Annotated in this window: 22 protein-coding genes; 9 read left to right on the top strand and 13 right to left on the bottom strand. The window is 34.3% G+C overall.

What is annotated here, in order from left to right:
* The first annotated feature begins 14 nt into the window (after positions 1-14).
* From DKG80_RS07580 to DKG80_RS07570, 3 genes are all read left to right on the top strand, one after another.
* On the top strand, positions 15-1,229 hold the full coding sequence (locus DKG80_RS07580) for a DEAD/DEAH box helicase (RefSeq protein WP_245906973.1): 1,215 nt from the start codon (positions 15-17) through the stop codon (positions 1,227-1,229).
* Positions 1,230-1,406: 177 nt separating this feature from the next.
* Complete coding sequence (locus tag DKG80_RS07575; protein ID WP_109830709.1) at positions 1,407-1,685, top strand: hypothetical protein; 279 nt, start codon at positions 1,407-1,409, stop codon at positions 1,683-1,685.
* Between the two features lie 114 nt (positions 1,686-1,799).
* On the top strand, positions 1,800-2,594 hold the full coding sequence (locus DKG80_RS07570) for an XRE family transcriptional regulator (RefSeq protein WP_109830708.1): 795 nt from the start codon (positions 1,800-1,802) through the stop codon (positions 2,592-2,594).
* Positions 2,595-2,669: 75 nt separating this feature from the next.
* Here the strand turns inward: DKG80_RS07570 and DKG80_RS07565 are convergent, their stop codons facing one another.
* Positions 2,670-3,779 (bottom strand): Na/Pi symporter, encoded by a 1,110-nt coding sequence (locus DKG80_RS07565; protein ID WP_109830707.1) that lies wholly within the window; start codon positions 3,777-3,779, stop codon positions 2,670-2,672.
* A gap of 159 nt (positions 3,780-3,938) precedes the next feature.
* Between DKG80_RS07565 and DKG80_RS07560 the strand changes: the two genes are divergently transcribed.
* Complete coding sequence (locus DKG80_RS07560; protein WP_109830706.1) at positions 3,939-5,648, top strand: Na/Pi cotransporter family protein; 1,710 nt, start codon at positions 3,939-3,941, stop codon at positions 5,646-5,648.
* A 15-nt stretch (positions 5,649-5,663) separates the two neighbouring features.
* Here the strand turns inward: DKG80_RS07560 and DKG80_RS07555 are convergent, their stop codons facing one another.
* Together DKG80_RS07555 and DKG80_RS07550 are read right to left on the bottom strand one after the other, a co-directional pair.
* A complete protein-coding gene (locus tag DKG80_RS07555; protein WP_109830705.1) occupies positions 5,664-7,724 on the bottom strand; it encodes a helix-hairpin-helix domain-containing protein in 2,061 nt (686 codons plus the stop codon).
* On the bottom strand, positions 7,721-8,533 hold the full coding sequence (locus DKG80_RS07550; RefSeq protein WP_162555749.1) for a PorV/PorQ family protein: 813 nt from the start codon (positions 8,531-8,533) through the stop codon (positions 7,721-7,723). Before DKG80_RS07550 ends, DKG80_RS07555 begins: the two co-directional genes overlap by 4 nt.
* A gap of 72 nt (positions 8,534-8,605) precedes the next feature.
* Here DKG80_RS07550 and DKG80_RS07545 point away from each other — a divergent pair, with 72 nt between their 5' ends.
* Complete coding sequence (locus tag DKG80_RS07545; RefSeq protein ID WP_109830703.1) at positions 8,606-8,806, top strand: hypothetical protein; 201 nt, start codon at positions 8,606-8,608, stop codon at positions 8,804-8,806.
* 140 nt (positions 8,807-8,946) lie between these two features.
* Here DKG80_RS07545 and DKG80_RS21110 read toward each other — a convergent pair whose 3' ends face one another.
* The 5 genes from DKG80_RS21110 to DKG80_RS07520 form a co-directional block, all read right to left on the bottom strand.
* Complete coding sequence (locus tag DKG80_RS21110; protein WP_162555748.1) at positions 8,947-9,288, bottom strand: helix-turn-helix domain-containing protein; 342 nt, start codon at positions 9,286-9,288, stop codon at positions 8,947-8,949.
* Between the two features lie 868 nt (positions 9,289-10,156).
* A complete protein-coding gene (locus DKG80_RS07535) occupies positions 10,157-10,807 on the bottom strand; it encodes a DUF2490 domain-containing protein (RefSeq protein WP_221409069.1) in 651 nt (216 codons plus the stop codon).
* A 794-nt stretch (positions 10,808-11,601) separates the two neighbouring features.
* Positions 11,602-13,800: a tetratricopeptide repeat protein gene (locus DKG80_RS07530; protein ID WP_109830700.1), complete on the bottom strand. Its 2,199-nt coding sequence runs from the start codon at positions 13,798-13,800 to the stop codon at positions 11,602-11,604.
* Between the two features lie 125 nt (positions 13,801-13,925).
* Entirely contained in the window at positions 13,926-14,777 is an 852-nt protein-coding gene (locus tag DKG80_RS07525) for a methyltransferase domain-containing protein (protein WP_109830699.1), read from the bottom strand.
* Positions 14,778-14,815: 38 nt separating this feature from the next.
* A complete protein-coding gene (locus DKG80_RS07520) occupies positions 14,816-15,808 on the bottom strand; it encodes a family 16 glycosylhydrolase (protein ID WP_109830698.1) in 993 nt (330 codons plus the stop codon).
* Positions 15,809-16,039: 231 nt separating this feature from the next.
* Here DKG80_RS07520 and DKG80_RS07515 point away from each other — a divergent pair, with 231 nt between their 5' ends.
* The 4 genes from DKG80_RS07515 to DKG80_RS07500 all read left to right on the top strand — a co-directional run bounded on the left by DKG80_RS07515 (position 16,040) and on the right by DKG80_RS07500 (position 19,299).
* The gene (locus DKG80_RS07515) at positions 16,040-16,990 is read left to right on the top strand and encodes a fatty acid desaturase (protein WP_109830697.1); all 951 of its coding nucleotides are present in this window, start codon (positions 16,040-16,042) and stop codon (positions 16,988-16,990) included.
* A 10-nt stretch (positions 16,991-17,000) separates the two neighbouring features.
* Positions 17,001-17,918 (top strand): methionyl-tRNA formyltransferase, encoded by a 918-nt coding sequence (gene fmt / locus DKG80_RS07510; protein WP_221409068.1) that lies wholly within the window; start codon positions 17,001-17,003, stop codon positions 17,916-17,918.
* Between the two features lie 71 nt (positions 17,919-17,989).
* Complete coding sequence (locus DKG80_RS07505; protein ID WP_245906972.1) at positions 17,990-18,496, top strand: dihydrofolate reductase; 507 nt, start codon at positions 17,990-17,992, stop codon at positions 18,494-18,496.
* 2 nt (positions 18,497-18,498) lie between these two features.
* On the top strand, positions 18,499-19,299 hold the full coding sequence (locus DKG80_RS07500; protein WP_109830695.1) for an SDR family NAD(P)-dependent oxidoreductase: 801 nt from the start codon (positions 18,499-18,501) through the stop codon (positions 19,297-19,299).
* A gap of 52 nt (positions 19,300-19,351) precedes the next feature.
* On the opposite strand, the gene DKG80_RS07495 is transcribed toward DKG80_RS07500, so the two are convergent.
* The 5 genes from DKG80_RS07495 to DKG80_RS07475 form a co-directional block, all read right to left on the bottom strand.
* Positions 19,352-19,933 carry a YdcF family protein gene (locus DKG80_RS07495; RefSeq protein WP_162555747.1) on the bottom strand — a complete coding sequence of 194 codons (582 nt, stop codon included), beginning with the start codon at positions 19,931-19,933 and terminating at the stop codon, positions 19,352-19,354.
* Positions 19,934-20,106: 173 nt separating this feature from the next.
* Positions 20,107-23,142 (bottom strand): ATP-binding cassette domain-containing protein, encoded by a 3,036-nt coding sequence (locus DKG80_RS07490; RefSeq protein ID WP_109830693.1) that lies wholly within the window; start codon positions 23,140-23,142, stop codon positions 20,107-20,109.
* A 120-nt stretch (positions 23,143-23,262) separates the two neighbouring features.
* Positions 23,263-24,762 (bottom strand): tetratricopeptide repeat protein, encoded by a 1,500-nt coding sequence (locus tag DKG80_RS07485; protein ID WP_162555746.1) that lies wholly within the window; start codon positions 24,760-24,762, stop codon positions 23,263-23,265.
* Positions 24,763-24,772: 10 nt separating this feature from the next.
* Positions 24,773-25,549, bottom strand: a complete 777-nt coding sequence (locus DKG80_RS07480) for a zinc ribbon domain-containing protein (RefSeq protein ID WP_109830691.1) — start codon at positions 25,547-25,549, stop codon at positions 24,773-24,775.
* A 6-nt stretch (positions 25,550-25,555) separates the two neighbouring features.
* Positions 25,556-26,650, bottom strand: a complete 1,095-nt coding sequence (locus tag DKG80_RS07475) for a Nif3-like dinuclear metal center hexameric protein (protein ID WP_109830690.1) — start codon at positions 26,648-26,650, stop codon at positions 25,556-25,558.
* Between the last annotated feature and the right edge of the window lie 54 nt (positions 26,651-26,704).

Genomic DNA, 26,704 nt, shown 5'->3' with positions numbered 1-26,704 from the left:
ATTATATAAAAGTATTGAATTTTAAAGAAGCAGGTATTGTCGCGCCAGTATTAGACGGAGTAGAGGCGATGGGATTTAAAGAAGCTACTCCAATTCAGGCTCGGGCTATCCCTATTATTTTATCTAATAAAGATCTAATAGGTTGTGCGCAGACTGGTACAGGTAAGACCGCGGCATTTCTATTGCCCACCTTACAGCAGATCAATGAACAAACTAATCATGGAAGTATTGATGCTCTAATAGTTGTTCCTACGCGTGAACTGGCTATACAGATCGATCAACAGATTCAAGGGCTAGGTTATTTTGTAGATGTTAGTTCTCTACCTGTATATGGTGGTGGGGACGGTATGTCTTGGGATGTCCAAAAGAAAGCACTTGTTAAAGGGGCAAATGTAATCATAGCAACCCCCGGAAGGTTAATTGCTCATATCAATCAAGAGTATGTGGACTTATCGAAAGTTCGTCACTTTATACTTGATGAAGCAGATCGAATGCTTGATATGGGGTTTTATGATGATCTCAAAAAAATCATGAAAGTGCTGCCAGAAAAAAGACAGAACTTACTTTTTTCGGCTACTATGCCTCCTAAAATTAGAAAACTTGCCCAAGAAGTACTTACTGATCCAGAGGAGGTAAATATTGCTATATCTAAGCCTTCAGAAACTATTGTACAGGCAGCTTGTATGGCTTACGATGGACAAAAATTAGAATTAATTAAGCATATTTTAACAGCTAAACCGCTAAATAGTGTCTTTGTATTCTTGTCAAGAAAATCTGAGGTAGATGTAGTGGCTAGAGAGCTTAAAAAATTGGGCCTTAGTGCAGAGCCGATCCATTCAGGGCTTGAACAAGATAAAAGAGAAGTAGTACTTCAGGACTTCGTTAATAAAAAGGTCAATATTCTTGTAGCTACTGATGTAATGAGTCGTGGTATCGATATTAAAGGGGTTGATATGGTTATTAATTACAATGTGCCAAATGACCCAGAAGACTATGTTCATAGAATAGGTCGTACTGGTAGGGCTGAAACTGAAGGGGTTGCATTTACCTTCGTGAATGAGGACGATATGTTCAAATTTAGAAATATTGAGCAACTCATAGGTAAATCAATTACTCAAATAAAACTGCCGGGGGATTTAGGTGAGGGACCTACTTATGATCCTGAAAATGTTCGTAAACCCAGAAAACCAGGAGGCGGAGGACGTCGAAAATTTTCCAGGAAGAAGTAATTCAAAAGGTTTGTCAATTGGCAAACCTTTTTTTAGCAACTATCATTAGTAATGCTAAAATAATTAGTGTTTAATTTCGGTATTAAAATTGGTATTACTAATTTTATTGTCAAATAAAGTGTAGAGCATAATGTATTAGCTCTCTTCATCGTTTAATTGATAAATAAATTAGTAATAATGGAGTTTAATATCGGAGGTGAGTATGATTTAAAAATTAGTTCTAAAAAATTAAAATCTGGGAAATGTCAGGTAAAGTTTCATGCTCATATGAGAGAAAAGAAAAAGATGTATGGCTATATCCTTGCTGATAAGGGAGAGACACTTACTAATGTTGTTGAAAAAATTGTGACTCGTTTGGATAAAGTAAATTCTAGAGATAATCTTCATCATATCAACTTATTTTCATTGGGAGGAGTCAAGTCTCAAGCTTCCAATATGGTAATGTTTGAAGCATAGACTCGTGTTATTCTTAAAGTGTAGCTAAATACTGATTATAGAAATTTCAAGGAGACTCATTTAAGTGTATAGAGTCTTTGTGCTAAATTTGTTAGTAATACTAATATTAAATAAATGGATACTGCTAAAGTCAATGAAAATATCAAATTCCTTAGAAAGAAGTTCGGCTATACACAAGAGACATTTGCAGAGGCAGTAGGAATAAAACGATCCTTAGTGGGAGCTTATGAGGAAGGTAGGGCTGACCCTAGATTGAACAATCTTATAAAGATGTCAAGTATTTTTAATGTGAGTGTAGATACTATGATCACTAAGGATGTTAAGGTTTTACCAGAGGAGGAATTACATCGTATAGGAGAAAATGAAGCTAAAATACTCGCAATAACTGTAGATAAGGAAGAAAACGAAAATATTGAGTTAATTCCTCAGAAGGCTTCAGCTGGTTATCTTAATGGTTATACAGATCCGACCTATATAGAGACGTTACCAAAATTCCAATTACCATTTTTACCCAAAAATGCTACCTATAGAGCTTTTGAAATTTCTGGAGATTCAATGCTTCCGCTAGAGCCAGGGACAATAATCATTGGGGAGTATGTAGAAAACCCCGTGCATATTAAAAATGGTAAGACTTATGTTATCCTTAGTAAAGAAGAAGGGATAGTGTACAAGCGTGTATTTAATTATGTAGAAGATACAGGAAAGTTGTTTTTAGTGTCAGACAATAAGTCTTATTCGCCATATCAAATTGATGCTAATGATGTTATTGAAGTTTGGGAATCAAAAGCTTTTATTAGTGTTAATTTTCCTGATCAAAGTAATCCTAAGACAGATATGTCAATTGAGGAATTGACTGGAATTGTTCAAAACTTACAAAGCGAGATTGTAAAGCTTAAGGATTCAAAGTAAAATTTCTAAACTGATTTTATCGCTTATTATTTGTTTTGAATAGACTGTTCAGAGTTAGAAAAGTAGCGCTTTGATTTACGAGTTTAATAGTTTATAAATAAAAATAAGTGCTAGAGGAAACACAAAGAAAACAAATAGAATGTAAAAGAAACCTACTATTTTGTAGTCAGCAGTCATGGCTGAAAATTTACGTGCATACAGTACAGGGAGCTTTCTAAATATTGGTATTAACCAAAGACATGCCCCAATTCCATTGAAGAAAAAATGAACGAGTGCGATACTCATCGCTGTTTCAGAACGGTTAATTGCCGCTATGATTGCTGTAATTGTAGTTCCTACATTAGCTCCAATGATGTATGGAAATATTTTTTTTGCAGGTACTTTCCCTACAGCTGCTAGTGGTACTATAACTGTTGTTGTGATAGAGCTAGATTGACTAACTGCAGTTAACATAGTTCCTAGTCCGAAAGAGTTCAAAGAGTTTTTGAAAAAGACTTCTTGAAAACGAGTTTTGGTTGCTAAAATCATTTTATTAGAAATGATTTTGCTTAAGAATTTAATTGACCCAAGTAAACAGCCTGCTGCTATTATAAATAAAATCGATTTATACTCGAAGCTGGAAATAAGACTTTCGTTAATGGTTCCAAACAACTCGTATTTAGTTCCTTGACCACCTTCGTAAGTATTGTTATTATCAAATATGGTTGCAGCCCATCCAGAAAGCCGTGATAAAACATGGTAATAGTATTCTAAAGGAAAGAGTATTGCTACAGTAAATATGTTGAAGAAGTCATGCATGACTCCACTAGTCAGGGCATTTCTAAATTCATATCTATTAGTGATATAACTCAAAGAAACAACGGTACTGGTCAATGTAGTACCAATATTAGCTCCCATAATCATAGGGATCGCGTTTTCTAATGGAAGACTACCAGATGCTACCATAGCTACAATCAAAGAGGTACTTGTAGAGCTACTTTGGATTACTGCAGTAATAAATAAACCAATAAAAAGGCTTATAAAAGGATTAGATGTAAACTCAAGTAGTTTGTTAATAGTTTGATTACCAACATATTGAAAAATGTCAGTCATTAAATCTAAAGCCCAAAGGAATATTACTAGAGCTATTGTAATGCTCAGTATGAATTTTAAAAGCTCGTCTATTTTTATACTTTCCTTTGTCATATTAGGGGTGCAAATGTATGTAGGCGAGTTGGAATGTGTGTTATGAGATTGTTATGAATTGAGGTTCATGAAGAAGTCTTGATTTGTTCTGATAAGTTTTTCTTTAACTTGCCGCAGCATTTTTAAATCATACAAAAACAATAAATATACTAAGTCAACGTGGAGTACGGGATTTTTGAAATTTTGGAGTTGATAGGAGCACTAGGGTTCTTTATTTACGGAATGAAGGTCATGAGTGAGTCAATCCAAAAAGTAGCGGGTGATAAGCTAAGGTCTGTCATGAGTATGATTACTTCAAATAGAGTCAGTGCTGTTTTTACAGGTTTTTTAACTACTTCAATCATCCAGTCGTCTTCTGCCACGACAGTGATGGTGGTAAGTTTTGTAAATGCAGGTCTTCTAAAGCTTAAGGAAGCTATAGGAGTCATAATGGGAGCCAATATAGGTACAACTATTACTGCTATTTTGATTATAGTATTCGGTTTTTCTAAGTTTAGTATATCACATTATACACTTCCTATCATTGCTTTTGGTTTTCCTCTTTTATTCTCTAAAAAAGTCAGTTTAAAGTATTGGGGAGAATTTCTTATTGGATTCGCATTGTTATTTATGGGGTTGGATTCATTAAAGCATGCAGTTCCTGATTTGAAAAATAATCCAGAAGTACTCGAATGGATAGCGGATATTAATAGTTTAGGCTTTGTATCTATTATTATTTCGGTTCTTTTAGGTACTCTATTAACAGTAGTAGTACAGTCTTCATCAGCTGCGATGGCAATTACACTCATAATGTGTGATAATGGTTGGATTCCATTTGAGATGGCAGCAGCTATAGTTTTAGGTGAGAATATTGGTACTACTATTACAGCGAATTTGGCTGCGTTGGTTGGTAATTATCATGCTAAAAGAGCGGCTTTTGCCCATTTTATATTTAATGTATTTGGTGTAGTCTGGATGTTAATCATATTCCAGTTTTTTCTAGGAGCTATTGATTCGGTAATGGTTAGTACTGATAATGGGTCTCCTTTAAACGATACTTTAGCAGTGAAATGGGGTCTGACATATTTCCATATTAGTTTCAATATTATTAATACTTTAGTAATGATTTGGTTTGTACCACAAATAGCAAAGGTGGTTACCAAGGTTATTAAATCTTCTGACGATGATGCTGATGAATATCAGTTAGAATTTATTGGAACAAACTTGATGAGAACTGCTGAACTTTCACTTTTGGAAGCTAAAAAAGTAATAGTTAGGTTCGGTAAAATACTAATTGAAATGAATGATTCTATGAAGGAATTGATTCAAGTAAGTAGTAAAAAGAAACAAGACAAGCTTTTTGATAAGATTATTCAATATGAAGAGCAGACAGATTCTTTGGAGCTTAGTATTAATAATTACTTGGTAAAAGTATCTGAAGGTAGATTAACTGCTAACGCTTCAAATGAGGTGAGTTCCATGATGAGTATTACCAATGATTTAGAGAACATTGCTGATGTGTATCTTGGAATGGCAAATGATATTAAGAGACGAAATAAGAACAATCTAGAGTATTCTGAAAAGCAGAATGAGAGCACTTTGGTCATGTTTGATAAACTTTCTAAGGCTCTGGATTTAATGCAATTAAATCTAGAAGGGGAATATGGTAAGATCGATATCCAAGAGTCAAAGAGTACAGAAGATGATATTAATGCTTATACAAAGAAGTTGAACAAGTCGCATTTGAAAAATATTAATAAAGACAACTATGATGTAGCTACAGGTATAGTTTATCGAGATGTGGTTTATGCATGTGAGAAGGTTGGGGATCACATCATCAGAGTAGCTGATTCTATGGCTGGGGAGTCTTACGAGGAAGACGAGGTCTAAAAAACTACCCAAAACTTACATTTTAAAACGGAGCTGTATTTTCAGTTCCGTTTTTTTATTGTCTAAGATCTTATTGTTGCCAGAACCTATGATGTTTTGATTTTCATAATTATATCTTCCTAGTTTACACCATGCTGTCAGCTTTCTATTCATCTGATATTGAACTAATAAATAGTTGCGTGTTCCTTGTCCTGAGTATGCAGGGATAGAAAATGCGTATAGAACATCCTTTTCATAAACATATTGTCTATTCTCGTAGTCTTCAGTATCAAAAATCGCAAACCGAGCACTCATTTTAATTCGCTTGAAAGATAAATTGATATCTTGGGTCATTACAGCCCCTTGAGATGTCTTATTATTTATTGTATAAGTGCTGTACTGCACCCTAGATTTTAGGCTAAATAGATCCGAAGTTTTAAGTTCTATATTACCTAAATAGTTTCTTTTTATACCTTCGGCGAGTGTTTTTAGGTTTGAACTAGAGCCAATAGTTTTTTCCTTTCTCTCTTCTCGAAATTGTAAATAGGTTTTTGCTTTTTTGGATGGGCTATAGTTGAACCGCAATAAATATTCATTTCCATCACTAGGAGCCTCTACTTGATGTTTATTCCAAGGAAATTTAAACTTGTCATAGTATGCAGAAAACCATAATTTTTTAGATGGACGGTACTTAATTCCCCAATAGAAACCTTGTTCGTTGATGGTGCGGGACCCTTCTCCGAAAGAGTTTCCGTAAAATGAATGGTAGTTTGGATCATATTTTCTAGCAGATAAACTAAATGATAGATTATTAGTTAGACTACTGAGTAATCCAATTAAATATGCAGATCCAGATGATCTAGAAATTGCCCATTCGCCAAAAAATAGGAAATTCTGAAAATTATAATTCGTAAATACTCCAATATTATAGTTTTGATTACCTTGAAATTCGTGTTGGTTGTAGTTATTAGGTGTTTTAATAAGGTTTAGAGAGTATCTATTTTTTAAAAAAGTAAGTCCTGCTTCAAAATTCCTATTTTTTGTATTTTGGTACGTGATGTTAAGGCCATAAGTCTGTTCGATGATTTGTTTTTTGTTTTTGATTTCATTTAAAGTTCTGTGAAATCCGGTGTTTTGAATACTCGATATGTATTTTGAATGGTTCCCTATGCCTTTTGCCATTTTTAAAGATGCATCTTGTCTAAGGCGCGTATAAAATGGAGAAATAGACCAGTTTGGATGAAGTTGATATGTAAATGCCGTACCTCTAAAAAATCCAGACTCAAGTACGGATGTGTATGGTCGAATACCTGAATTGCTTCTTTGGATCGTGGTAATAGTTTCTGCTCCTTTACCTGGGTTGAAGCCAGAGCCAACTACTAGCCCTTGTCCGAATTGCATTTGATAATCTCCAATGAGTATTTTTTTGAATCTTTCCTTTTCTTCAAGCAATAAATGAGCAGAATAATAATCCATTCCATACTGTCTCTGATGAGCATTCCAAGCGATTTGTTCTCCTGGGTCATTTTCAAATGTGAACCCAAATGAAAAGTCTTTACTATGACTTGCTCGAAACCGACCATAGAGTTTATTTCTGTATCCTAGAAAACCAGTAGAATCAGTTTTTTCAAAACCTTGTTGTTGTTCAAATACAGTTTCTGATCTAAAGATGAAATATTTGTTTTCTTCTATAGAAATTCGTTTCATGAGATTACCTTTAGTTTGATAGTCTCCTGGTGATCGAACTTCTATGAATGGCAGTATGTTTCGAATGTCTTGTTCAGAAAAACCGTCTACTGTTTGTAATTCATAGATTGAAAGTAGTGGATGATTTTTTTCTATAAAAGATATGAGATTGTTGATTTGAATAGGTGTCAACATGTACAAACTCGTTAATTCGGAGTAGTTCGTATTGTTTAAGTTAATTGGATTTATATATATCTGATATAATGACTCATAGAGATCATCATAAACAATATCTTCCTCTGGAAATTGAAACAAGTTTTCTATAAACTTTTGAAGATCGATTTCCGGTCTAATTTGTCCAATAGATATAAATGGGGTTAGTAAAAAGATAATTAGGAAAGGTTTTTTCATTCTTGAATGAGGTAACTAAATGATATTTGATGAATCCCTCCTAAATCTGTGTGTATTGAATAAGCATAGTCTACACCGATTTTTTTTGACTTGAAACCAAGTCCAAAACAACTATTAAAAGGCTCTGTAGTCAACCCTGTGCGTAGATAAATCATTTCTATGATCATGTACTCAATGCCTGTCTTGATACGTAGATCCGAGTCAATTGACTTTTCTACATCGAGATTTAACATTAAAAATCTCGATGGACGGTAGCTGATACCGGTTTTCATGTAAGTTGGGACTTTTTCCTCTGTTACATCAGATAATTTTGATTGGTTAATATTTGATATTTGTGCGCCAAAAAATAAATGATTGGATAATTGAGCTTGACCTCCAAAGTCAACCATAAAACTATTTGTACTACCACCCTCATCTATTCTAAGTTGAAAATAACCAATATTGATCCCAAGGCTTATTGGACCTAGTTTGTTACTATATCCTAAATGAATTCGATGTTCATTTAATTCATCTCCTCCATATCTGTAAACTCCTAGTCCCAATACACCTTTGAGTGCAGGGTGTGATATTCCAGCAGCTATTGAAGAGAGTTCAGTTAGACCATATGGATTTCTATAAGTAGCAAATAGATTGGTCGTTTGGGAGTGAGCAAGTCCTCCAATATTATTGAAAAGAGCCCATTCATCTCCTAATGTAGAGTTTGAATTAGCAATGGCTGCAGATCGCGCCCCCATTTCATAGTTTCCATGCTGTGCAATAATAGGTTGGGTAAGACATAGCACAAAGGCAATTAGTATAATGTCTTTCATTAGTATTGAATTGTTAGGCTTTCCTTTACATTTTTGCTTAAAGCAAAATTTTCATTTCGTTATAAAATTATAATGAGTATCGCATTTAACAACATTAGAACCCATAAAAACTATGTTTTAACCAATTATGGAGAAAAATTTGAATTTACGGTACTGCAAATCACTTCTGATAAAGAGTTTTTATTGCGGGATTTGCATACACTAGAATACTATAAGATGTCTGAGTTGATATCTCAGGGTAGAGGAGCGGATTTTTCTATTTGGGAGATTTAATAAATATAGCTCACCGATCCTTGGGTTGGGGAATTAATCCCACAGGACTTTCGCTTTGCTAATAAAATAGATTTTTAAAATCTGATATTTAATTTGAAAATTAAAAATAACGCTCAGTTATTTTAATATTGGGTAGGATTCTAGAACCCTTCTATGCTCTTATTAAAGTGTTTTTTACAAGAGTCCTTTAAAAAAGATCCATTACTAAAGCCAACCTTTTTAGCAACTTCATCAAGATCTTTTATTCCAGTTTTTATAAGATCAGTAGCTTTGAGCAGCCTGTATTCAATAATGTAGTTTTTTACAGTTTTACCTGTAGTCTCTCTTATTATTTTATTGAGTTTTGTTCTATTTATGCTGAGCTCTTTTTCAATTATTTTAGAGCTGAATTTTTTATCCTCAATATGCTCATCAATGATAGCCTCGATTACTTCGAGAAAGTTTTCATTTTCATCTAATAAACTTTTAAAATCTTTATTCATTGATTCCTTTTTAAAGGAGCTATTTCTGTTGGATATTATTATGAATACAAGGACAACCAAGAATACGAGAGCAGATGCCAAGTAATGAAAGAGGCTTGATATTTGTCTATAGACTATAATTTTGCCGATAGTATTCGTTGAAGTGTTTGTTTTGAAAAATATCTCATTAACACCTGATTCTAAAGTGAATTGAATAGTGTCGACGGTCTTAAATGATCGCTTTTGCCAAGAGGTCATGTTTGGTTTGATCAAGTAATAGTAGGCAGTAATAGTGTCTGTAGAGGTATTAGTGAAAATGCATTCAGCATATTTAAAAGAAGGAGGGCATGCAAGAGAGTCATGAGTAAGTATTGGTGCTGCCCATGTGCTGTCGTTTCGGTCAGTAATTAGTAAATTTTCTAGTCTAATATTAGAAAAATGTTTACCGTTAGCTATACTAATCGATACCTGAAAGAATAAGAATATTAAAAATAATGTTCTAAAAGTCATAAAATAGTAACCATAGCTCAGGCAAGTCTTCATTAGATCAACAACAATAATATAATACAGCCTTGTGCTAGCCAAAATAATCTTGTAAACTAGAAAAGTGTTTGTTTAAATTATTGGTTCAATTCTTAACGCTACATTGAATATTATATTTTGAAAAAAACCGGTTTGAATTATCTAAATCAGATTAGGTTACCTAAATCAAATTTTTATGTCTAAACTCAAACTCTTGGACATTACTTAATAAACAGTTGGTTATAATAAAAAAACAAGCCCTGTAAGAGGCTTGTTAGTAGTAGTCTAGGTTTGTCCTTAGTTATTGGTTTAAGGATTAAGGGCTTAATTTAGTTAAAAACTTTGATTTTGATCAAATAATTGTCGCTTATCGATACAAAGTATAGTTTTTTGGTGTTATTGTTTGGTAAAATCGAAGTCTTACAATATCCTCAACGACGTTGAACCAGTTATTTTCTAAAAACGAGGATCCTTGCCTAATGTAATCTATTTGGTATTTAAAGTTTGTTGATATTTTATGACCTATGCCTACAACAAATCTGTAATTGTTTATCATCAGATCTGTTAGATTCTTGTCGATAGGAGAGAAAATTTCCATGTTTACAGTTGTGTATAATGGTTTAGATTTCATCTTGAGAAGACTAAAATTACTTGATGTATAGTTTAGTTTATATCTTCCACGAGTTTGTACATTTTTAAAAAATGTTGATTTTTCTTCGGAAATCATTCTTTCTTCAAACCTTAATGAATGATAAATTTTTCCCAACTTACCTAAATCAGGCCATTGAAAGTTCATTTGTTGAGCTGGTCTTACTTCGTGGCTTGACGTTCTTAACTTTTGCGTGTTGAAGTATGCCAACGTAGTAAAGAAATTAAATCTTTTACTTAGTATATATTGGGTTTTTGGTCGAATAAGTGTTGTGTATAAATCTGTATTGAATCTGGTTCGATATCCAATATCTCCTCCAAAAGTCCATTTACTAGAATGTTTGTAGCTAATATTATAATCAGTCCACAACTGAGTATCTTTTATTTTGATAACGTTTGATTCGGTTTTGGAGAAACCTTGAAAACATAAACAAATGCAAGTCAAAGTTATAGTTAATGCATTTTTTCTTATCATCTCATCTTTATTCTACTCTCTACTAGAACTAGCTATGCTCCGTATTAATTTTTGAATCGCGATGACCAATACTTGTAGTTTAAGTTCGGTCGAGATCTTTTACTTCAATTCGACATACCTTTATTTTCTTATAGTCGATTAAATCGGCCGTATCATACTATTGATTCCTTTTAATAGGAAAAGGAAATTAGTAGATGTTTTTTGTCAATACCTTTAATTTATCAAATAGAGGATAATTTGTAGTTCTTTGTGAAATGTGTGATTTATCTGTTTTTATCCTGAAAATTCTTTGAATAGTTAAATTTTAAAATTTACTATCATTAGTTTTTTCAATTGCTCAAAAACGTCTCTGTAGAAAGTTAAAAAGGCTTTCTACCGTAATGCAAGTTAAACTCTACAAAGTATAAAATTGTATGTTGCAAGGAGAAAGATCTGACTTATTAGAGGGGTTAATTTGTGATTTTTATCAAATTATAAATCGAAAAAATGATAATGTTTTAGATTCTTTAGAATAGGTTGAGTAGATCTTTGTAAAATCCTATTGTACTTAACACCTGTATCTTAATGATGTTTTGGTTTCGATGTAGCCTATCAACTTATTTTCTTTAAATCAACACTTTATGAATACATTTTGAAGCCTGTTGGGACGAAGATGTAGCTTTTGAAAAGCTTTTGTTGTTTTCTGAAAGCTATTGACTAATAAGTTGTTCCATTATTTGTTGATACCCTTGTTGAGAAGGGTTTATTTGAAGCAATTGTTGACATACTTTTCTTGCTTTGACAGTTTGTCCGCTTTCCATTAAGGCAATTAGTTTGACGTATGTTAGATCCTCAACTAATCCAAATTTTAAAGAAGCTTCTTCAACAACTTTAATAGCCTCAGAATAATGCTTGTTTTGATGAAGAAGTAAAGCATAGTTATAGGCTATTCTATAATTATTAGTTTCTTTTTGAAAAGCTATTTTTAGATTATTTAAAGCTTCTGTGGTCTCACCGGTTTCATTAAGTAGAAGTCCCATCATGTAATAAGTATACCCAAAATCAGGTTCTTGAGAAATAACTTTTTCATACAGACTTTTAGCTTCTTCAATATTTCCTTGTCTATAATTGAGTAAGGCAAGATTTAATCTAGCTTGATTGTAGAAATTGTCAATTTCTAACGCTTGTTCGTAAGATCTTTTTGCTGCTTCTATATCACCTTTTGTTTCGTAGTAAGCTGCAAGAGCATGTTGTCCGCTTGCAAATTCGGCTTGTGCCATCATCATATTCCAGTTGTCTTTGTAGGCTAATTGGCCTGAGGCATCTGCTTGTGGATCTATCAATAATTTATTTTTTGCCGCAGCCGTTCGTACCAACCTATTTGGGTCATTGAGCAGCTCGTTAAGATAACTTTGATACCATGTATCATTAGGTTGATGGAAGTTTCTAAGCATGTGTGTACGAATCAAAGAAGACTTGTCATTAAAGTATTTTTTGGCTCGTTGGAAGTCGAATTGGTCTGCAATTGTAGCCAAATACTGTATTGCCGTTGCTCTTACTATTTCTGGTGCTTCAGCACTATCTATTAATTGGTAGAGCTTTTCTTTGTTTCCTGCCTGACCTGGTAGCAAAAGGTCTGAGAAATGAGCAGGTCTTTTGTCTCCATAGAAATTTTCTATTGCTTTGGATGCCCATTCGTTAGACTTGTCTTCATGGCATTCCGTGCAGGCGTTCGGAGTATTGTAAATGACTGATTGATCTGGTCTAGGTATTCTAAAACTATGATCTCTTCTGAAGTCATTACCCATATATACTCTTCCTGTCATATGACAATTTATACACTTTCCAGACTCACTTTCCACTGGGTGAAAGTGGTGCTTTTCAGTATTGAATTTATCTACATCATGACACTGGAGACATAGTCCGTTGGTATGATCCTTTAGTTTTAAAGAATGCATGTTGTGACAGTCTTTACATGATACGCCTTCATGGAACATTTTACTTTGACGAAATGAAGCCCATACGTAGTCCTCATCTTCTATTTGGCCATCAGGGAAATAGTTGTCGGTGGTCAATAAAGCGGGGTCGTAGTGATCTGAAAAGTGTCCTTCGTAATCAAAATATGGAGTGATTTGACCTCTGCGCGCGTGGCATCTGGCACATTTATCCACTAATTCACGGCTGTCAACATTTTTTACTAAGTATAGTTTGGGTGGTGTTCCTTTTGTGCTGTCTTCATAAAACTTAACATGCTCTTCTCCTGGTCCGTGACATGCCTCACAACTAACATTGATTTCAGAAAAAGTTGTGTTGTATGTTTGGGTTGATGGATTGTAGTTTTTATGAAGATTGGTGGAATGGCAATCTGCACACATTGAATTCCAATTCATAGCACCGCGAGTCCAGTGTAACCACTCATCATGAGTTATGTCAAAGTGCGGTTGGACATCCATCCATCTTCCTTTCTCTGAATCCCAACATGCTTGTAGTGTTTGATATTTGCCGCCTTGAAATTCGATCAAATATTGTTGGAGAGGATAAACACCAAACGTGTATTTCACTTTGAAATCTTGGTATTGATTATCTCCGTTTTGTGCATTGACCATGAAGTCTTTTCCTTTTCGGAAAAATTTATAATTCGCACCTTTAATGTCAAACTCTGTGTTGTTGAAATTTCCTAAAACTGTAGAATCACTAGCAATTTTCATTGCTTGATCGTGATGAGATCCTTTCCACTCCTTGAATTGATCTTCATGACAGGTTTTACACTTTTCTTTACCTATAAATTTTTGTTCGGACAGTCTTTTATAGCTAACAGGTTTGATCTTTTCAATACTAACAGTTTCCTTTTTGGTAGAGCATGCTACTACTGAAATTAATAATAAAAAGTGTATTAAATTCTTCTTCATCTCAATTCATTGATCCACGAAGTTAGTAGATAAATGATGACTAGTATGATAGAATGAGGTTAATCAATGTTTTATATGATTAGTAGTGGTTTTTCTAAATAGAGTAAGTTCAGACTTCGAACATTTTATCTTTTAGAAGCTAAAATGACATTGTAACCCCACAGTCTTTTTTTAAGTGCTTGGTATTGATAGATGCCACTTTTGTAGTGGTTTTTAGCATATTGAGAAACTTTTGGGTGTGATAGATTATATAACTCAGATGGAATGGATCCTAAAATAGACGCATAGTACATGCGTTTGGAAGATTTTACAATTTGGCTAGTATAGTCCCATGCTTTAACTTTTTGAAAATGATTATTAAGTTGATTTGTAAAGCTTGGAAGGCTAGGTAGTTGACTAAGTGACCATGCCCTTTCCCATTTACGCAAAATACCAGTGGTATCATTCTCTCCTTGCGGAGTTAGAAAGTAATCACACATTATCAGCTTTCCACTAGGCTTGAGAAGGCGTATACACTCCTTGATAACATTAGATTTATTGGTAGCGTGACAGATACTTTCACAAGCCCAAATGACATCAAAGCTTTCATTCTCAAAACTTGTTTCACAATAATTCATAACATGAAAGTCAAGTTGTTTTGCAAGTCCTTTTTTGTAGATTACTGAATTAGCTAATGTTACTTGCTCAGGACTTAAGGATATACCAGTTACGGTAGCACCTGTTAATTTGTGTATGTAATGCGCTGCACCGCCTACACCACATCCCGCATCTAATACTTTATCTGATGATTTGATCTGTGCAGTTTCTAATAAAACTTTATTTGTGTTTTCTAATGATTCAGCAAAGCTCTTTACATTATCATCCCATATACCATAGTGTAAAGAAAGAGATTTCTTCAAATTCCACCACTTTAAATAATGGTTTTGAGTTTGTCTATAATATTTAGCTATTTCTGTTTCGTGAGTAGTGATTTTCATGTCTTCGACAATGATACTACTACTTGATCATTGTTTCGTTATTTCTTTTGCCATACTCGTATATACTCGATTTCAAAATCCATGTAGCCTCCAGCTTTTTGTTCTGAGGTGCCATTAAGAGTTAAATCTTCTTTACTTTGAGGTATACCATGCCAAGGGAATATTTCGAGATCTAACCAAAGGTTGATTTCGGAAGTAGCCACATAACCATCATAACCTTTGCTTACATCTCTGTTTTCTTTTGCCCAAGCGGTTGCTTCATTCGGAGTGACAGAGGAGAAAAGCTTGCCGTCAATGTAGTATTTAATGCCATCTTTAGACCATTCTATTCCGTAAACATGGAATTTTTCGGCACCTCTGAACCCCATGTCTTTTTTAACAGTATAGGATGGTTTGCCTCTTAATTGTTTCCAATCACGGATAGACCACCACATTTGACTATCTAGATGTTCTTTACCTACTTGACGACCGTCTCCATACATCTCGAAAAAATCAAATTCTAGGCCTTTTCCCATTGACCAAAATCCGGATGTTATTTCGGCGTCAGCTGCTTTACTTTTGATTTCAATGTAACCATATTTGAAAGCTTTTCTGGCAATAAAGCAAGCTGTGGTGATATCCTTATAAGGCATAGGGTCTCCGAATACAGGTTGCGGTATTTCATCACTGAAAGGGAAATCAGGTTCCCATTTTACCATTAATTTCAATTTACCATCTTCTAACCTATAGTTTCTTCCTGAAAATTGAGAAGGAGCCCGTCCTTTCCAAACTTTTTTATTAGGGGTGTCAGGATGTTTGTAATAAGGTTTGCCATTTTTGAACTTACCTACAATATACCATTGATCTTCATCTATTTTTTTAGAATTAAATTCATCACTCACGTCGGTGTTTAGTACCCATTCGCCAGTGTTTTTAGGATCAGTGTAAGGTAGTGGTTGTTTTCTTTTTTTTGCGTAAACTTCTTGAGTGAATATTAGGCCAAATACTATCCAAGTGATAGTCGCCCATGATTTCAAAATTTGTCCCTTCATAGTGCTTGTTCAGTTATAGCTTACAACAAAGAGAGTAATTTATCTATTGATTTTATGAACAAATATTATCCAGTTGTTTGTGGATTATTACTTTATTACAGATCGGTTGAATTTGTACAAATACATGCTATAATGAACTAATTCGAAATATTTATCCTAATCATAATATCGCAAACCGACACTAGATGTCTAATTTCGATTATTACATTTGCAGATTGAAAATTGATTTTGATGGAGAAGAAGGGATTATTTTATTGGTCAGATGATCGAGAACCACACTTTCGTAGAAGAAAAGAAATTTTAGCTGCGCATCCTGAGGTTAAAGAATTATATGGTACTGATTCAATGCTATGGTTGAAGATAATAGTAATGGTAGCTTTTCAGCTTATTTCAGCTTCATTTATAGCTGATTTAGCATGGTATTTTTACCTTCCAATTTGCTACATCGTAGGAGCATCTATTACTCATACGATTTTCTTGGCTATTCACGAATTAAGTCATGATTTAGCTTTTAAAAGTCGATTTGCAAACAATATACTTTGTCTTTTTGCTAATATTCCTATAGTGTTTCCATATGCAATGTCATTTAGAACTTATCATTTGAAGCATCATTGGGAGCAAGGAGATCAAGATAACGATGTTGATTTACCTACGAGTGGAGAAGCAAAAACATTCAAGGGTAAATTAGGCAAATTCCTTTGGGCATTCAATCAGATATTGTTCTACGCGTTGAGACCAATGTTCGTTCACACCATCAAGTTGGATAAATGGCATAAAATAAATATCATTTTTCAAATTTTAGCGATTGCTGTGTACGGTTACTTTGTAGGTTGGGATGCAGTTTTGTATTTAGCTATTTGTTTATTTCTAGGAGGAAGTATTCACCCGTTGGCAGCGCACTTTATAGCTGAGCATTATGTGTTCAAAGAAGGACAAGAAACATATTCTTATTATGGTTGGTTAAACGTCTTTTCACTTAATGTTGGTTATCATAATGAACATCATGATTTTCCAAATATCCCGGGCACTAGATTGCCAAAATTGCGAAAAGTAGCTCATGAGTTTTATGATGATTTATTTCAACATAAATCTTGGGTGAACGTAACTTGGCAGTTTATTATGAATCCTTCAATTAGCCTAGGAAGTAGAGTGAAGAGAACAAATTCTATCAGAAAAAAATAAGAGTTTACGTATGAAAATTGTTTATATGGGGACTCCTGAGTTTGCAGTTCCCAGTTTGCAAATCCTCCATGAAAATGGAGTCAATATAGTAGGAGTAATTACAGCTCCAGACAAACCAAAAGGAAGAGGGAAAAAACTACAGGGAACTCCTGTAAAAGAATACGCGGAGTCAGTAGGGCTTAATATTCTTCAACCTACTAATCTTAAAGATCCGAATTTTGTTGAAGAGTTGAAATCTCTTCAGGCAGATTTACAGATTGTAGTTGCATTTAGGATGTTACCTGAGGTGGTTTGGGATATGCCAAAACTTGGAACCTTTAATTTACATGGTTCACTATTACCACAATATAGAGGAGCGGCACCTATTAATTGGGCTATTATTAATGGGGAAAAAGAAACAGGAGCTACGACTTTTTTTCTGAGGCATCAGATAGATACAGGCAATATTATTGATCAGATCAAGGAACCTATCGGAGAAGAAGATACTGTAGGCGATGTATATACTCGCTTAATGCATAATGGAGCTAAGCTTGTATTAGATACTGTTCGGAAAATTGAGTCAGGCGATTATATATTGACTGAGCAGGACGAATCACTAGCTATTAAAGAGGCTCCAAAAATTCATAAAGATACTTGTAGAATAGATTGGTCTCAGGATTCTGAGACCATCAGGAATTTTGTTAGGGGGCTAAGTCCGTATCCAGCGGCTTGGACTAGATGGAACGATAAAGGATTTAAGATTTTTCAAGTAAAGCATTCGCAAAGAAGTATGACTACTAACCAAGTTGGGGAGTATGACACAGATAATAAGAGTTATTTCTCAGTGAAAACCGGAAATGGTGTTTTAGATATACTTGATCTACAAGTAGAAGGGAAAAAGAGAATGTCTATCGAAGATTTGCTCAGAGGCTATAAATTTGAAGCTTAATGAATGCGGTTAATCTATGAAAATGAGTTAGCCAAAATAGAAATCCAATTGAACCTTATAATCAGAAAACTATGATGAAAATAGCACTTATTGCAGCCATGTCTCAGAATAGAGTAATTGGTATAAATAATGATCTTCCTTGGAATCTGCCAGATGATATGAAATATTTTATGGAGACCACTAAGGGCAGAACAGTCATCATGGGAAGAAAAAACTACGAGTCTATTCCTGAAAAATTCAGACCATTGCCGGCTCGTACTAATGTGGTTGTAACTCGTCAGGATGATTACTATGCACCGGGATGTAAGGTTGTTCCATCAATGGAAGAAGCTGTAGAGTATGCAAGGGAGATTGAGGAAAATCTTTTGTTTATTATTGGAGGAGGACAAATTTATCAACAAGGATTGTCTCTTGCTGATGAGATTTACTTGACTGAGATTGATACTCAGATTGAAAATGGAGAAGTATTCTTTCCTGAATTTCAACATGAAGCATGGGAGGAGATATCAAGAATTCATCATCCTATTGATGCTAGACATATTTACTCATTCGATTACGTTATATATCGACGCAAATAATTATGAACTACTTTCAAGGGAAAAAAATTTGGATTACGGGTGCTTCTAGTGGGATAGGAGAGGGCTTTGTAAGACATTTGAGCACTATAGACTGTCAGCTAATATTGTCTTCTCGTAGAAAAGAAGAGTTAGAAAGAGTTAAGTCAGAGAATCAAGGGGCAAAGGCATCTTTTGATATTGAAGTGTTAGATTTAGCTGATTCTGGACAAATTGAGATAGTATCGAATAAGGTCATAGAAAAGTATAATGGGGTTGATATAGTTATTCATTGTGGAGGAATCAGTCAACGTGATAGAGTGGTTGATACTTCTATGGACGTTCAGCGTCGTTTAGTAGAAGTCAATTATTTTGGTACGATAGATGTGACTAAAAGGACATTACCAAAGATGGTCGAAAATAAGTTTGGTCATCAGGTAGTTGTGACGAGTGTGACAGGAATTATAAGTTCTCCATTGAGGTCGGGCTATGCTGCTTCTAAACATGCTCTGCATGGCTATTTTGATGCACTTAGAGCGGAGCATCATGCTGATAATATAGCAGTCACATTACTTTGTCCAGGTTACATCAAAACGAATATTTCTTTGAATGCTTTGAAGGGAAACGGACAAAAACAAAATAAAATGGATAATGCTCAGGCGAATGGAATGACCGTAGATGAGCTAATTCCAATTTGCTTAAAAGCCGTTTCCAAAAGAAAAGAGGAGATTTATATTGGAGGCTTCAAAGAAGTAGCTGGAGTATATTTAAAGAGGTTTTTTCCTAAAATTTTCTCAAGAGCAGTTAGGAAGTTAGCTGTAACTTGATAGCTAGTGGGAATTGGTTGATTACAAGACGAAATAATTTACCTTTCTTCGACTAGATATATCCTACTATTCGATACATTACTATTCCCAACCATTCTTTGAATAGTTTGGTCCATAGTTCAATGGCTTGAAGTTGAGGTAATAATTCAGTGAAATCGAATCGAATAGTATCTCCATAATAATCAGTAGGAAAAGCCTTATATTTAATATTGACTTTGTCAAAGCACTTCGAAGCTCTATGCATGTGAAATGCAGAAGTAATTAGTAGACTTTTAGAGTCTTTATCAATTAATCGACTGGTGTAATATGCATTCTCTCTAGTATTTCTAGACCGATTTTCGGTAATGATATCATCTTTAAGAACTCCAGCTGTGATTGCAAACATAGAAATCATAGTAGCCTCTGTCCGTCCTTCATAAGTTAATACTCCCGATCCACCAGAGATGATTATCTTTTTTATTTTACCAAGTTTATACAAATCTATAGCGTGAGCTATGCGATCTGCTCCTTTGCTGAATTGGACTCTATCATATGGAGGTCTATCTGGAAGAGTAAATCCAGATAACACAATTCCATAATCATAGACTTCATTAATATCTTCATAAAGAACATGAGTGGGTTCCCATTTGTTCATGGCTAGTTTGGCAATAATAGGATTAGAAAAGAAAAGAAATAATGAACTACCAATGCATAAACACCATTTACCAATAGGTTTCTTTCTGAATAAGAGGAAACCAACCAAGCACAGTGTTATTAGCCCAATAGGCATAAGAAGCCAAGTAAGTATTTTTGAAAGGATGAAAAACATTACTTACCGAATACTTCTACAATTTTTTTAAACCAGTCGAAATATAGACTTACAATTAGTATTAATGACATGAGCCATATGATAAATACATTAAAGTATAGCGTGTCAAAATATAATCCTGCAAAATGCTTTTTTGGAGCGTAGAAGTGTGATCGAATGTCGACTTTGCTACTTGGTTCAGAGTCCATGTAAATAGGATAGATTTTTTGGACGAAGCCTTTATCTGTTTCAATTATTCTGTCTTTGCTGCTCGTGTTTTTAAGGAAGAATTCAATCATCTCATTAGTATGGTTTTGTCTCATAGATATCAATTTTTTCTCTTTTGCATCTGTATCAGACATAGTTTTCTTAAGCTCATTTTTCGCATCATTTGCTTTGTTGGCTCTGGAATTATAGATGATTTTCATGATTTTCATGAATTTGACTGTAGCAGTGTAGGTATTTTCACTATACCTATCGATGGTCAAATCATCAATTTCAGGAAACTTATTTTTGGGTATGCTATTAGCTTCCATTTCTTTAATAAGTTCGGACTGGACTGAGCTAAGGTGCTTGTTAATTAACGCTTCATCCTTCTTGCCATGTTGCTTAATATGGCTATTTATATAGCTCAGATCTGTATCAATAGCAGGATAGAGGTAGAGATTTACATATTCTGATTCTGAAGATACTTTCTCATATTCATAAAAATTCCGAGTATAGATATTGTCTTTGAACTGAGTAACGACGAGTGCTTCATATCCCCATTTACTAGCCATTAGTTCTCCTATGAGAGGAACTTTACTTTCATGATTTAGTAATGGATGCAACTTGTCAAAATTTACTACTACCCCACTTAATATGAGCTGAGGAATTAATAATAACGGTATTGTAATGTAAATAGTAACGGCAGAATTAAAAGCCGAAGAAATATTCAATCCGAGTACATTGGCAAAGCAAGAAATAGAGAACATTACTAACCAAAAAGACATTGTCATGCCTTTGATTCCAAGTACGATATCTCCAATTAATACAAACAATAAAGTCTGTATCGCAGATATGGTGAAGAGAATTAGCATTTTTGAAATCAAGTAACTCCAGCGACTAAGGTTTAAGAATTTTTCTCTTTTTAGTATTTTCCGATCCTTGAATATTTCTTCAGCGCTTATTGTAAGTCCCATAAAAAGAGCAACAATGATCGCCATGAAAAAGTATGCAGGTATATTAGGGTTTTCTCTAAAAATGTAAGTGTCTGATTCTGTTGAGGTGTGTCTTACTATAAATGCTAAAATCAAAGCTAACAATGGAGCTTGTAGCATGTTGATGACTAAATACTGCTTATTACTGAGTTTCGTTGCTAGGTCACGATTTGTAAAAATGGTAAGCTGTTTTAGTCTATTTGGTATTTTTAGAGTTTTTTCTGGCTTGTCCTCAGATTCTTTTGCTTTCGTTAGTTTGATCTTGTCTACAAAGTAATTGTACCAATCTTTTGGAGTAAATTTCCTCTGGTCAGTAAAGGCTCCATATTCGTTAACTACTTTTGTTTCAATAATATTGAATATCTGCTCCGAATTTACATTGCCACATTCTATACAAGAACCTGAGTCTTTATCTATTAAATCAACTAACCCTTTGAAATATACAACCGCATCTACAGGATTGCCATAATAAATTTGGTATCCTCCTACATCAAGAATTACCAACTTATCAAACATTTTGAAAATGTCAGATGATGGTTGGTGAATTACAACAAAGATCATTTTCCCTTTTAAAGAAAGCTCTTTGAGTAAGTCCATGATGTTTTCAGAGTCTCTTGATGATAATCCAGATGTGGGCTCATCAACGAACATGACGGAAGGCTCTCTTAATAATTCTAAACCAATATTCAACCTTTTTCTTTGTCCACCACTGATAGTTTTTTCCAAAGGTGATCCAACTTTTAAGTCCCTGGTAGCCATCAAACCCAGTGCTGCTAAAGTCTTCTCTACAAGATCATTGATTTGTATATCACTGAGGTTAGAAAAACATAGTTTAGCAGCGTATTGTAAATTTTCAAAGACTGTCAGTTCTTCAATTAATAGATCATCCTGTGGGACATATCCGATAATACCCTCTATTGATTCAGGATCTTTGTGAATATCTATTCCATTTATTCTAACAAACCCTCTATTTGGAGTGTCGTTTCCATTTAGAACATTAAGCAAAGTTGACTTACCTGCTCCGCTGCCTCCCATTAGACCAATGAGTTTACCTGAAGGTTCAGATATATTGATGTTTTGTAAGCCTACTGTTCCATTTGGAAATTTGAACTGGATGTTTTCAGCAACGAACGAAATTTTCTTTTGGTCTGTTGTTTCTCGATAAGTAGATACTATATCGCTATAATAAACAGACTTCATGGCGTTTCCCCGGATGCTACTTCCAGAAGAAAATGTATAAATCTTATTATACCTAAGGGGTGTTCCGTTGAGGTTAAGTTGTTGTGATCCTACATATTTAACAAAGTAAAGTTCCAAAGCTGGAATCCTGAAAAAAGCCATCATACCGTCAATAAGAGGTCTTTGAATATGCTTTGACTTAGAAGGAGCTAAAATTTGCTTATTGGGTGTTACGATTAAAATATTATCAGCACTCATGTATTGTTCTTTTTTATGAACAACGAAAGCTTTGATTCTCTTAACTTCTCTTTCTTTGAAGTTAAGATATTCACCTATGGCAGCTAGTAAAATATCTTCGCGTTCTGAGATTTCACCATCAGCTATTATTAGCTCCATTACTTTGAATAGAACAATAATTTTTTGTTGTTGGCTAAGTTCTTTATTGACCTGTTTTGCCAAGAGCTCGATTTCTTTTTCTTCGCTAAAAGAAACTTTTCTTTCACCAGCCATTTGTTCCGAAAGTTGATCGAATAATTTCATAAACTTGTCAACGTCTTTTTTGCTGACGTTTTCAAGTAGAAAGTCGACTATAGCTTGTCTTTCATCTTCGGTTACATCATCTTCTTTGGCTACAATAGCAAGTAGGTGAATAATGGCTTTTAGTAGTTGCTCACTCATATACTGGGTGTGGTAGTGGTTTTTTGGGTCTGTTAATATTTTATATAGCCCGAAAATTAATGTAAAAAAGAAGTAAGAACACCTTTGCTCTTCTTAATTATGTTATTTCTTGATATGACACTATTTAGGTAGCCCTTGTAATGCAACTTTAGCCTTGTTATCAAGTCCAGCTTTGTATTGATGTCTTTTATATGAAAGAACTTTCTTAAGGTAGCTCTTTGCTAAATCGTACTTTTCAATTGATGCATAGTATTTACCTAAGTTTAAACAAGAAGCTGGAGCAAAGTACCAATTATTCTCACCTGATAATTCTATAGTCTTTTCATAAAAAGGAATAGCATTTTTAATATCTCCAAGTTTATCAAAGAGTCTAGCTTTTCGGTATTGTAGTTCTATTTTGTATTTGGACGATTTGAAATCATTAACATTTAGATTTTCTAATTCTCGTTTTGCCAAATCAAAATAACCACCATCTGTTGCATATCTAATTTTTAAAAGAGAAGATGGGGGGTAGGAGTTTTGAATTAGTAGATAGAATGCATTTTTATCCTCTTCCACTTTCGTGCTACCTTCTTTTCTTGCTTGCGAAAAATACTGCATTGCACGAAAAGTATGTTTTTGAAGGTAATGAGATACTCCTATTTTGAAATAAGAATCTTTAACAAGATTAGTGCCCGTGTATTCATTTAAGAAGTTTTGAAACCATAGCCTAGCTGAATCATAAGATTGTTTTTGAAGGTATATACTAGCCAGTTGGTATCGGGAATAGTGATTGATAACATGGCTTGTGTCGGTATTAGATGTTTGTTGAAGTAAAGGGAGGGCGGTTTCACTTTGGGCATATTTTATGAGTGTAATGCCTCTAAAGTATGTTGAAAGTTGATTCTTTGGGTAAAGTTTAGCCATTCTCTTGACTTCATTGAGAGCTATTTCTTTATCACCAATAATGTTTGTGGAAACTAGCGTTTTAATAATGGAAGTCTCTAAGTAATAAGGGCTTTTAGGAGAAATTTTGTTTATAAGCTTCCATCCATCGTGACTATTGGGGTCAATACCAAAAAGGTTTAAAAGCCAATGGTAACTTTCAGGCATTGCCGAAAATAGGATTTTGAGACTTCCTAAAGCTTTGTAGTTTGGTTCGAAATCTGGGAATCTTTTGATATTATCCTCTATCTCCCCATAGGCTGTTTTGAGGGACCATCCAGCTTTTACTTCTTCTGAAAACATCAGTTTAACTACTGCCCACTGAATTCTTACTTCGGACATGTAGTATAGTTTGTGAGGATCCTTTTTTGCAAGGTTAGATAAGTTGTTTAAATAGACAGTTTCGTTATTAATAAGACTGTCATATGTAGCTTGGTCAGCTTTGAAAATGATTTCAATAATATCTGCTAGGCTATTTGAAAACTGTTTATGAGCTGATTCTACTTTAGGATGTTCAAGTAATGTACGTGCTTCAGTAAGCCTTAGGTCTAGCATAGCCTCATAAGCAGCCAACGCATGCTTATCCTTTTGAAGAGGTCTTGTGATTTCTTTATTACCACAAAAACCAAAAAAGTATGTAAACAAAAAAAGGTGAGCAATGCTCACCTTAATGATTGTATTTTTTTTGATTGTCAAAGAGCTAACCTTATTTTTTAGCTGCGGCTTTTCTTCTTCTTACTGGTTTCTTCTCCTCTACAACAACTTCTTCTACATCAGCAAGTATTCTGCCACAGTGCTCACAAACGATAAGTTTTTTCTTTTCTCTTACTTCAGCCTGCTTTTGTGGAGGGACAACATTGAAACATCCGCCACATGCACCTCTCTTTACAGAAACTACCGCTAATCCGTTTCTTGCATTGCCTCTTACCTTATTGTAAGAATTTAGCAATCTTTCATCGATTACAGAAGCAGCTTTGTCTCTTCCTTTTCTTAGTTTAGCTTCTTCCTCTTCACTTTCAGAAGTGATAGTTGCTAATTCACTTTTCTTATTTTCGAGATCTTTCTTTCTCTCGTCTAGAGAGTTTTTAGTGTCTTCGATTTCGTTGTTTTTCGCATCGATTTTAGCGTGAGTTTCTTTTATTCTCTTTTCCAAGATTTGAATCTCAAGCTGTTGTAGTTCTACCTCTTTAGTGATGGCATCATACTCTCGATTATTTCGAACATTCATTTGCTGTTCTTCGTACTTAGCGATCAACTTTTCAGCATCTTTTATAGCCGTTTTGTGGTTGGTGATTGCTATCTCCAATTCATCAATAGCAGACTGGTGGTTGCCCACTCTAGTTTCATATCCAGCCACTTCGTCCTCAAGATCCATTACCTCATCTGGCAATGCACCTCTGACTTTCATGATTTCATCTAATTCTGAGTCAATTGACTGTAGTTTCGTTAGTGCTTCAAGCTTCTGTGCAACCGTGCTATCCATGTATATCTAAAAGTATTTAATTGGATTTGTATTCAATTTTGACAAATTGAGTGCAATATTAGGGAAATTTTCTTTCAAAAAATCGTAAATCAAGTCTTTTGTAAAGGCTTCACTTTCATAGTGTCCTATGTCGGCAATAATGATTTGGTCTTCGGTATCGAAGAACTCATGATATTTGAAATCTCCCGTGATAAAGATGTCAGCTCCTTGTGCTCTTGCTTTACTTAATAGAAAACTGCCAGCACCTCCACACAGAGCTACTTTTTTTATCTTATCTACATGTATATGAGTATGTCTTATGATTTCTAAGTTGAACCTTTCTTTTAATAGCTTTAAAAATTCGATTGTTGAAACCTCTTTACTTAATTCTCCAACAATTCCTGATCCAACCTCTTGATTTTCGTTTTGCAGGTCAGTTAAATAATAAGCCACCTCTTCATAGGGGTGAGACTTTTTTAAGGCTGTAACAATTTTGTTTTGAAGGAAGCTAGGAAATATGACTTCGATTCTAGTTTCAGGTTCTCTTTGGAGTTCTCCTTTATTCCCAACAAAGGGATTAGCATTGTCGTTGGCTCTAAAAGTCCCTGTTCCATTCAGTTGAAAACTGCATTGATCATAGTTGCCAATTTGACCAGCACCTGCTTTGAAAATACTTTGAAGAACCTCATCCTTATTTTCAATAGGTATAAAGGTTACAAGTTTGGTGAGTAGTTCTTTTTTTGGGGCTAATATTTTTGTGTTTTCAAGTCCAATAATATCCGCTATCTTCTTGCTAACCCCAGTATCTATATTATCTAGGTTAGTGTGAATAGCAAAAATGGCTATGTCGTTTTTAATAGCTTTAAGCACAGTCCGTTCTACATAGTTTTTACCTGTAATTGATTTGAGTCCTTTAAAAACGATGGGATGATGTGCTATAATAAGGTTAGCACCGCTGTCAATAGCTTCTTGTACTATCATTTCAGTGCAGTCGAGAGTAATGAGTGCAGAAGTTAAATCGGCTTTATCATTGCCGACAATCAGTGTAGCATTGTCGTAAGATTCTTGATAGGCTGGTGGAGCCCATTGATTCAGCTTTTTGATTATTTCTGATATTTTCATGTTGCAAAAATAGTTGCTTAATTCAATAGAAGCCTTAGAGAATTTTCAATCTTT

Origin of the sequence: Reichenbachiella versicolor, assembly GCF_003171675.1 — a bacterium.
In the GTDB taxonomy this organism is placed as follows: Bacteria; Bacteroidota; Bacteroidia; order Cytophagales; family Cyclobacteriaceae; genus Reichenbachiella; species Reichenbachiella versicolor.
Note: the sequence above shows the minus strand (reverse complement) of the source record. Positions and strands in the feature narration are given on the sequence as shown.

Coding starts and splice junctions, on each gene's coding strand:
- DKG80_RS07515 (WP_109830697.1), top strand. CDS start 16,040: ATGGAGAAGAAGGGATTATTTTATTGGTCAGATGATCGAGAACCACAC.
- DKG80_RS21110 (WP_162555748.1), bottom strand. CDS start 9,288: ATGAATAAAGATTTTAAAAGTTTATTAGATGAAAATGAAAACTTTCTC.
- DKG80_RS07575 (WP_109830709.1), top strand. CDS start 1,407: ATGGAGTTTAATATCGGAGGTGAGTATGATTTAAAAATTAGTTCTAAA.
- DKG80_RS07475 (WP_109830690.1), bottom strand. CDS start 26,650: ATGAAAATATCAGAAATAATCAAAAAGCTGAATCAATGGGCTCCACCA.
- DKG80_RS07500 (WP_109830695.1), top strand. CDS start 18,499: ATGAACTACTTTCAAGGGAAAAAAATTTGGATTACGGGTGCTTCTAGT.
- DKG80_RS07490 (WP_109830693.1), bottom strand. CDS start 23,142: ATGAGTGAGCAACTACTAAAAGCCATTATTCACCTACTTGCTATTGTA.
- DKG80_RS07530 (WP_109830700.1), bottom strand. CDS start 13,800: ATGAAGAAGAATTTAATACACTTTTTATTATTAATTTCAGTAGTAGCA.
- DKG80_RS07555 (WP_109830705.1), bottom strand. CDS start 7,724: ATGAAAAAACCTTTCCTAATTATCTTTTTACTAACCCCATTTATATCT.
- DKG80_RS07570 (WP_109830708.1), top strand. CDS start 1,800: ATGGATACTGCTAAAGTCAATGAAAATATCAAATTCCTTAGAAAGAAG.
- DKG80_RS07565 (WP_109830707.1), bottom strand. CDS start 3,779: ATGACAAAGGAAAGTATAAAAATAGACGAGCTTTTAAAATTCATACTG.
- DKG80_RS07545 (WP_109830703.1), top strand. CDS start 8,606: ATGAGTATCGCATTTAACAACATTAGAACCCATAAAAACTATGTTTTA.
- DKG80_RS07505 (WP_245906972.1), top strand. CDS start 17,990: ATGATGAAAATAGCACTTATTGCAGCCATGTCTCAGAATAGAGTAATT.
- DKG80_RS07550 (WP_162555749.1), bottom strand. CDS start 8,533: ATGAAAGACATTATACTAATTGCCTTTGTGCTATGTCTTACCCAACCT.
- fmt (WP_221409068.1), top strand. CDS start 17,001: ATGAAAATTGTTTATATGGGGACTCCTGAGTTTGCAGTTCCCAGTTTG.
- DKG80_RS07480 (WP_109830691.1), bottom strand. CDS start 25,549: ATGGATAGCACGGTTGCACAGAAGCTTGAAGCACTAACGAAACTACAG.
- DKG80_RS07495 (WP_162555747.1), bottom strand. CDS start 19,933: ATGAACAAATGGGAACCCACTCATGTTCTTTATGAAGATATTAATGAA.
- DKG80_RS07520 (WP_109830698.1), bottom strand. CDS start 15,808: ATGAAGGGACAAATTTTGAAATCATGGGCGACTATCACTTGGATAGTA.
- DKG80_RS07525 (WP_109830699.1), bottom strand. CDS start 14,777: ATGAAAATCACTACTCACGAAACAGAAATAGCTAAATATTATAGACAA.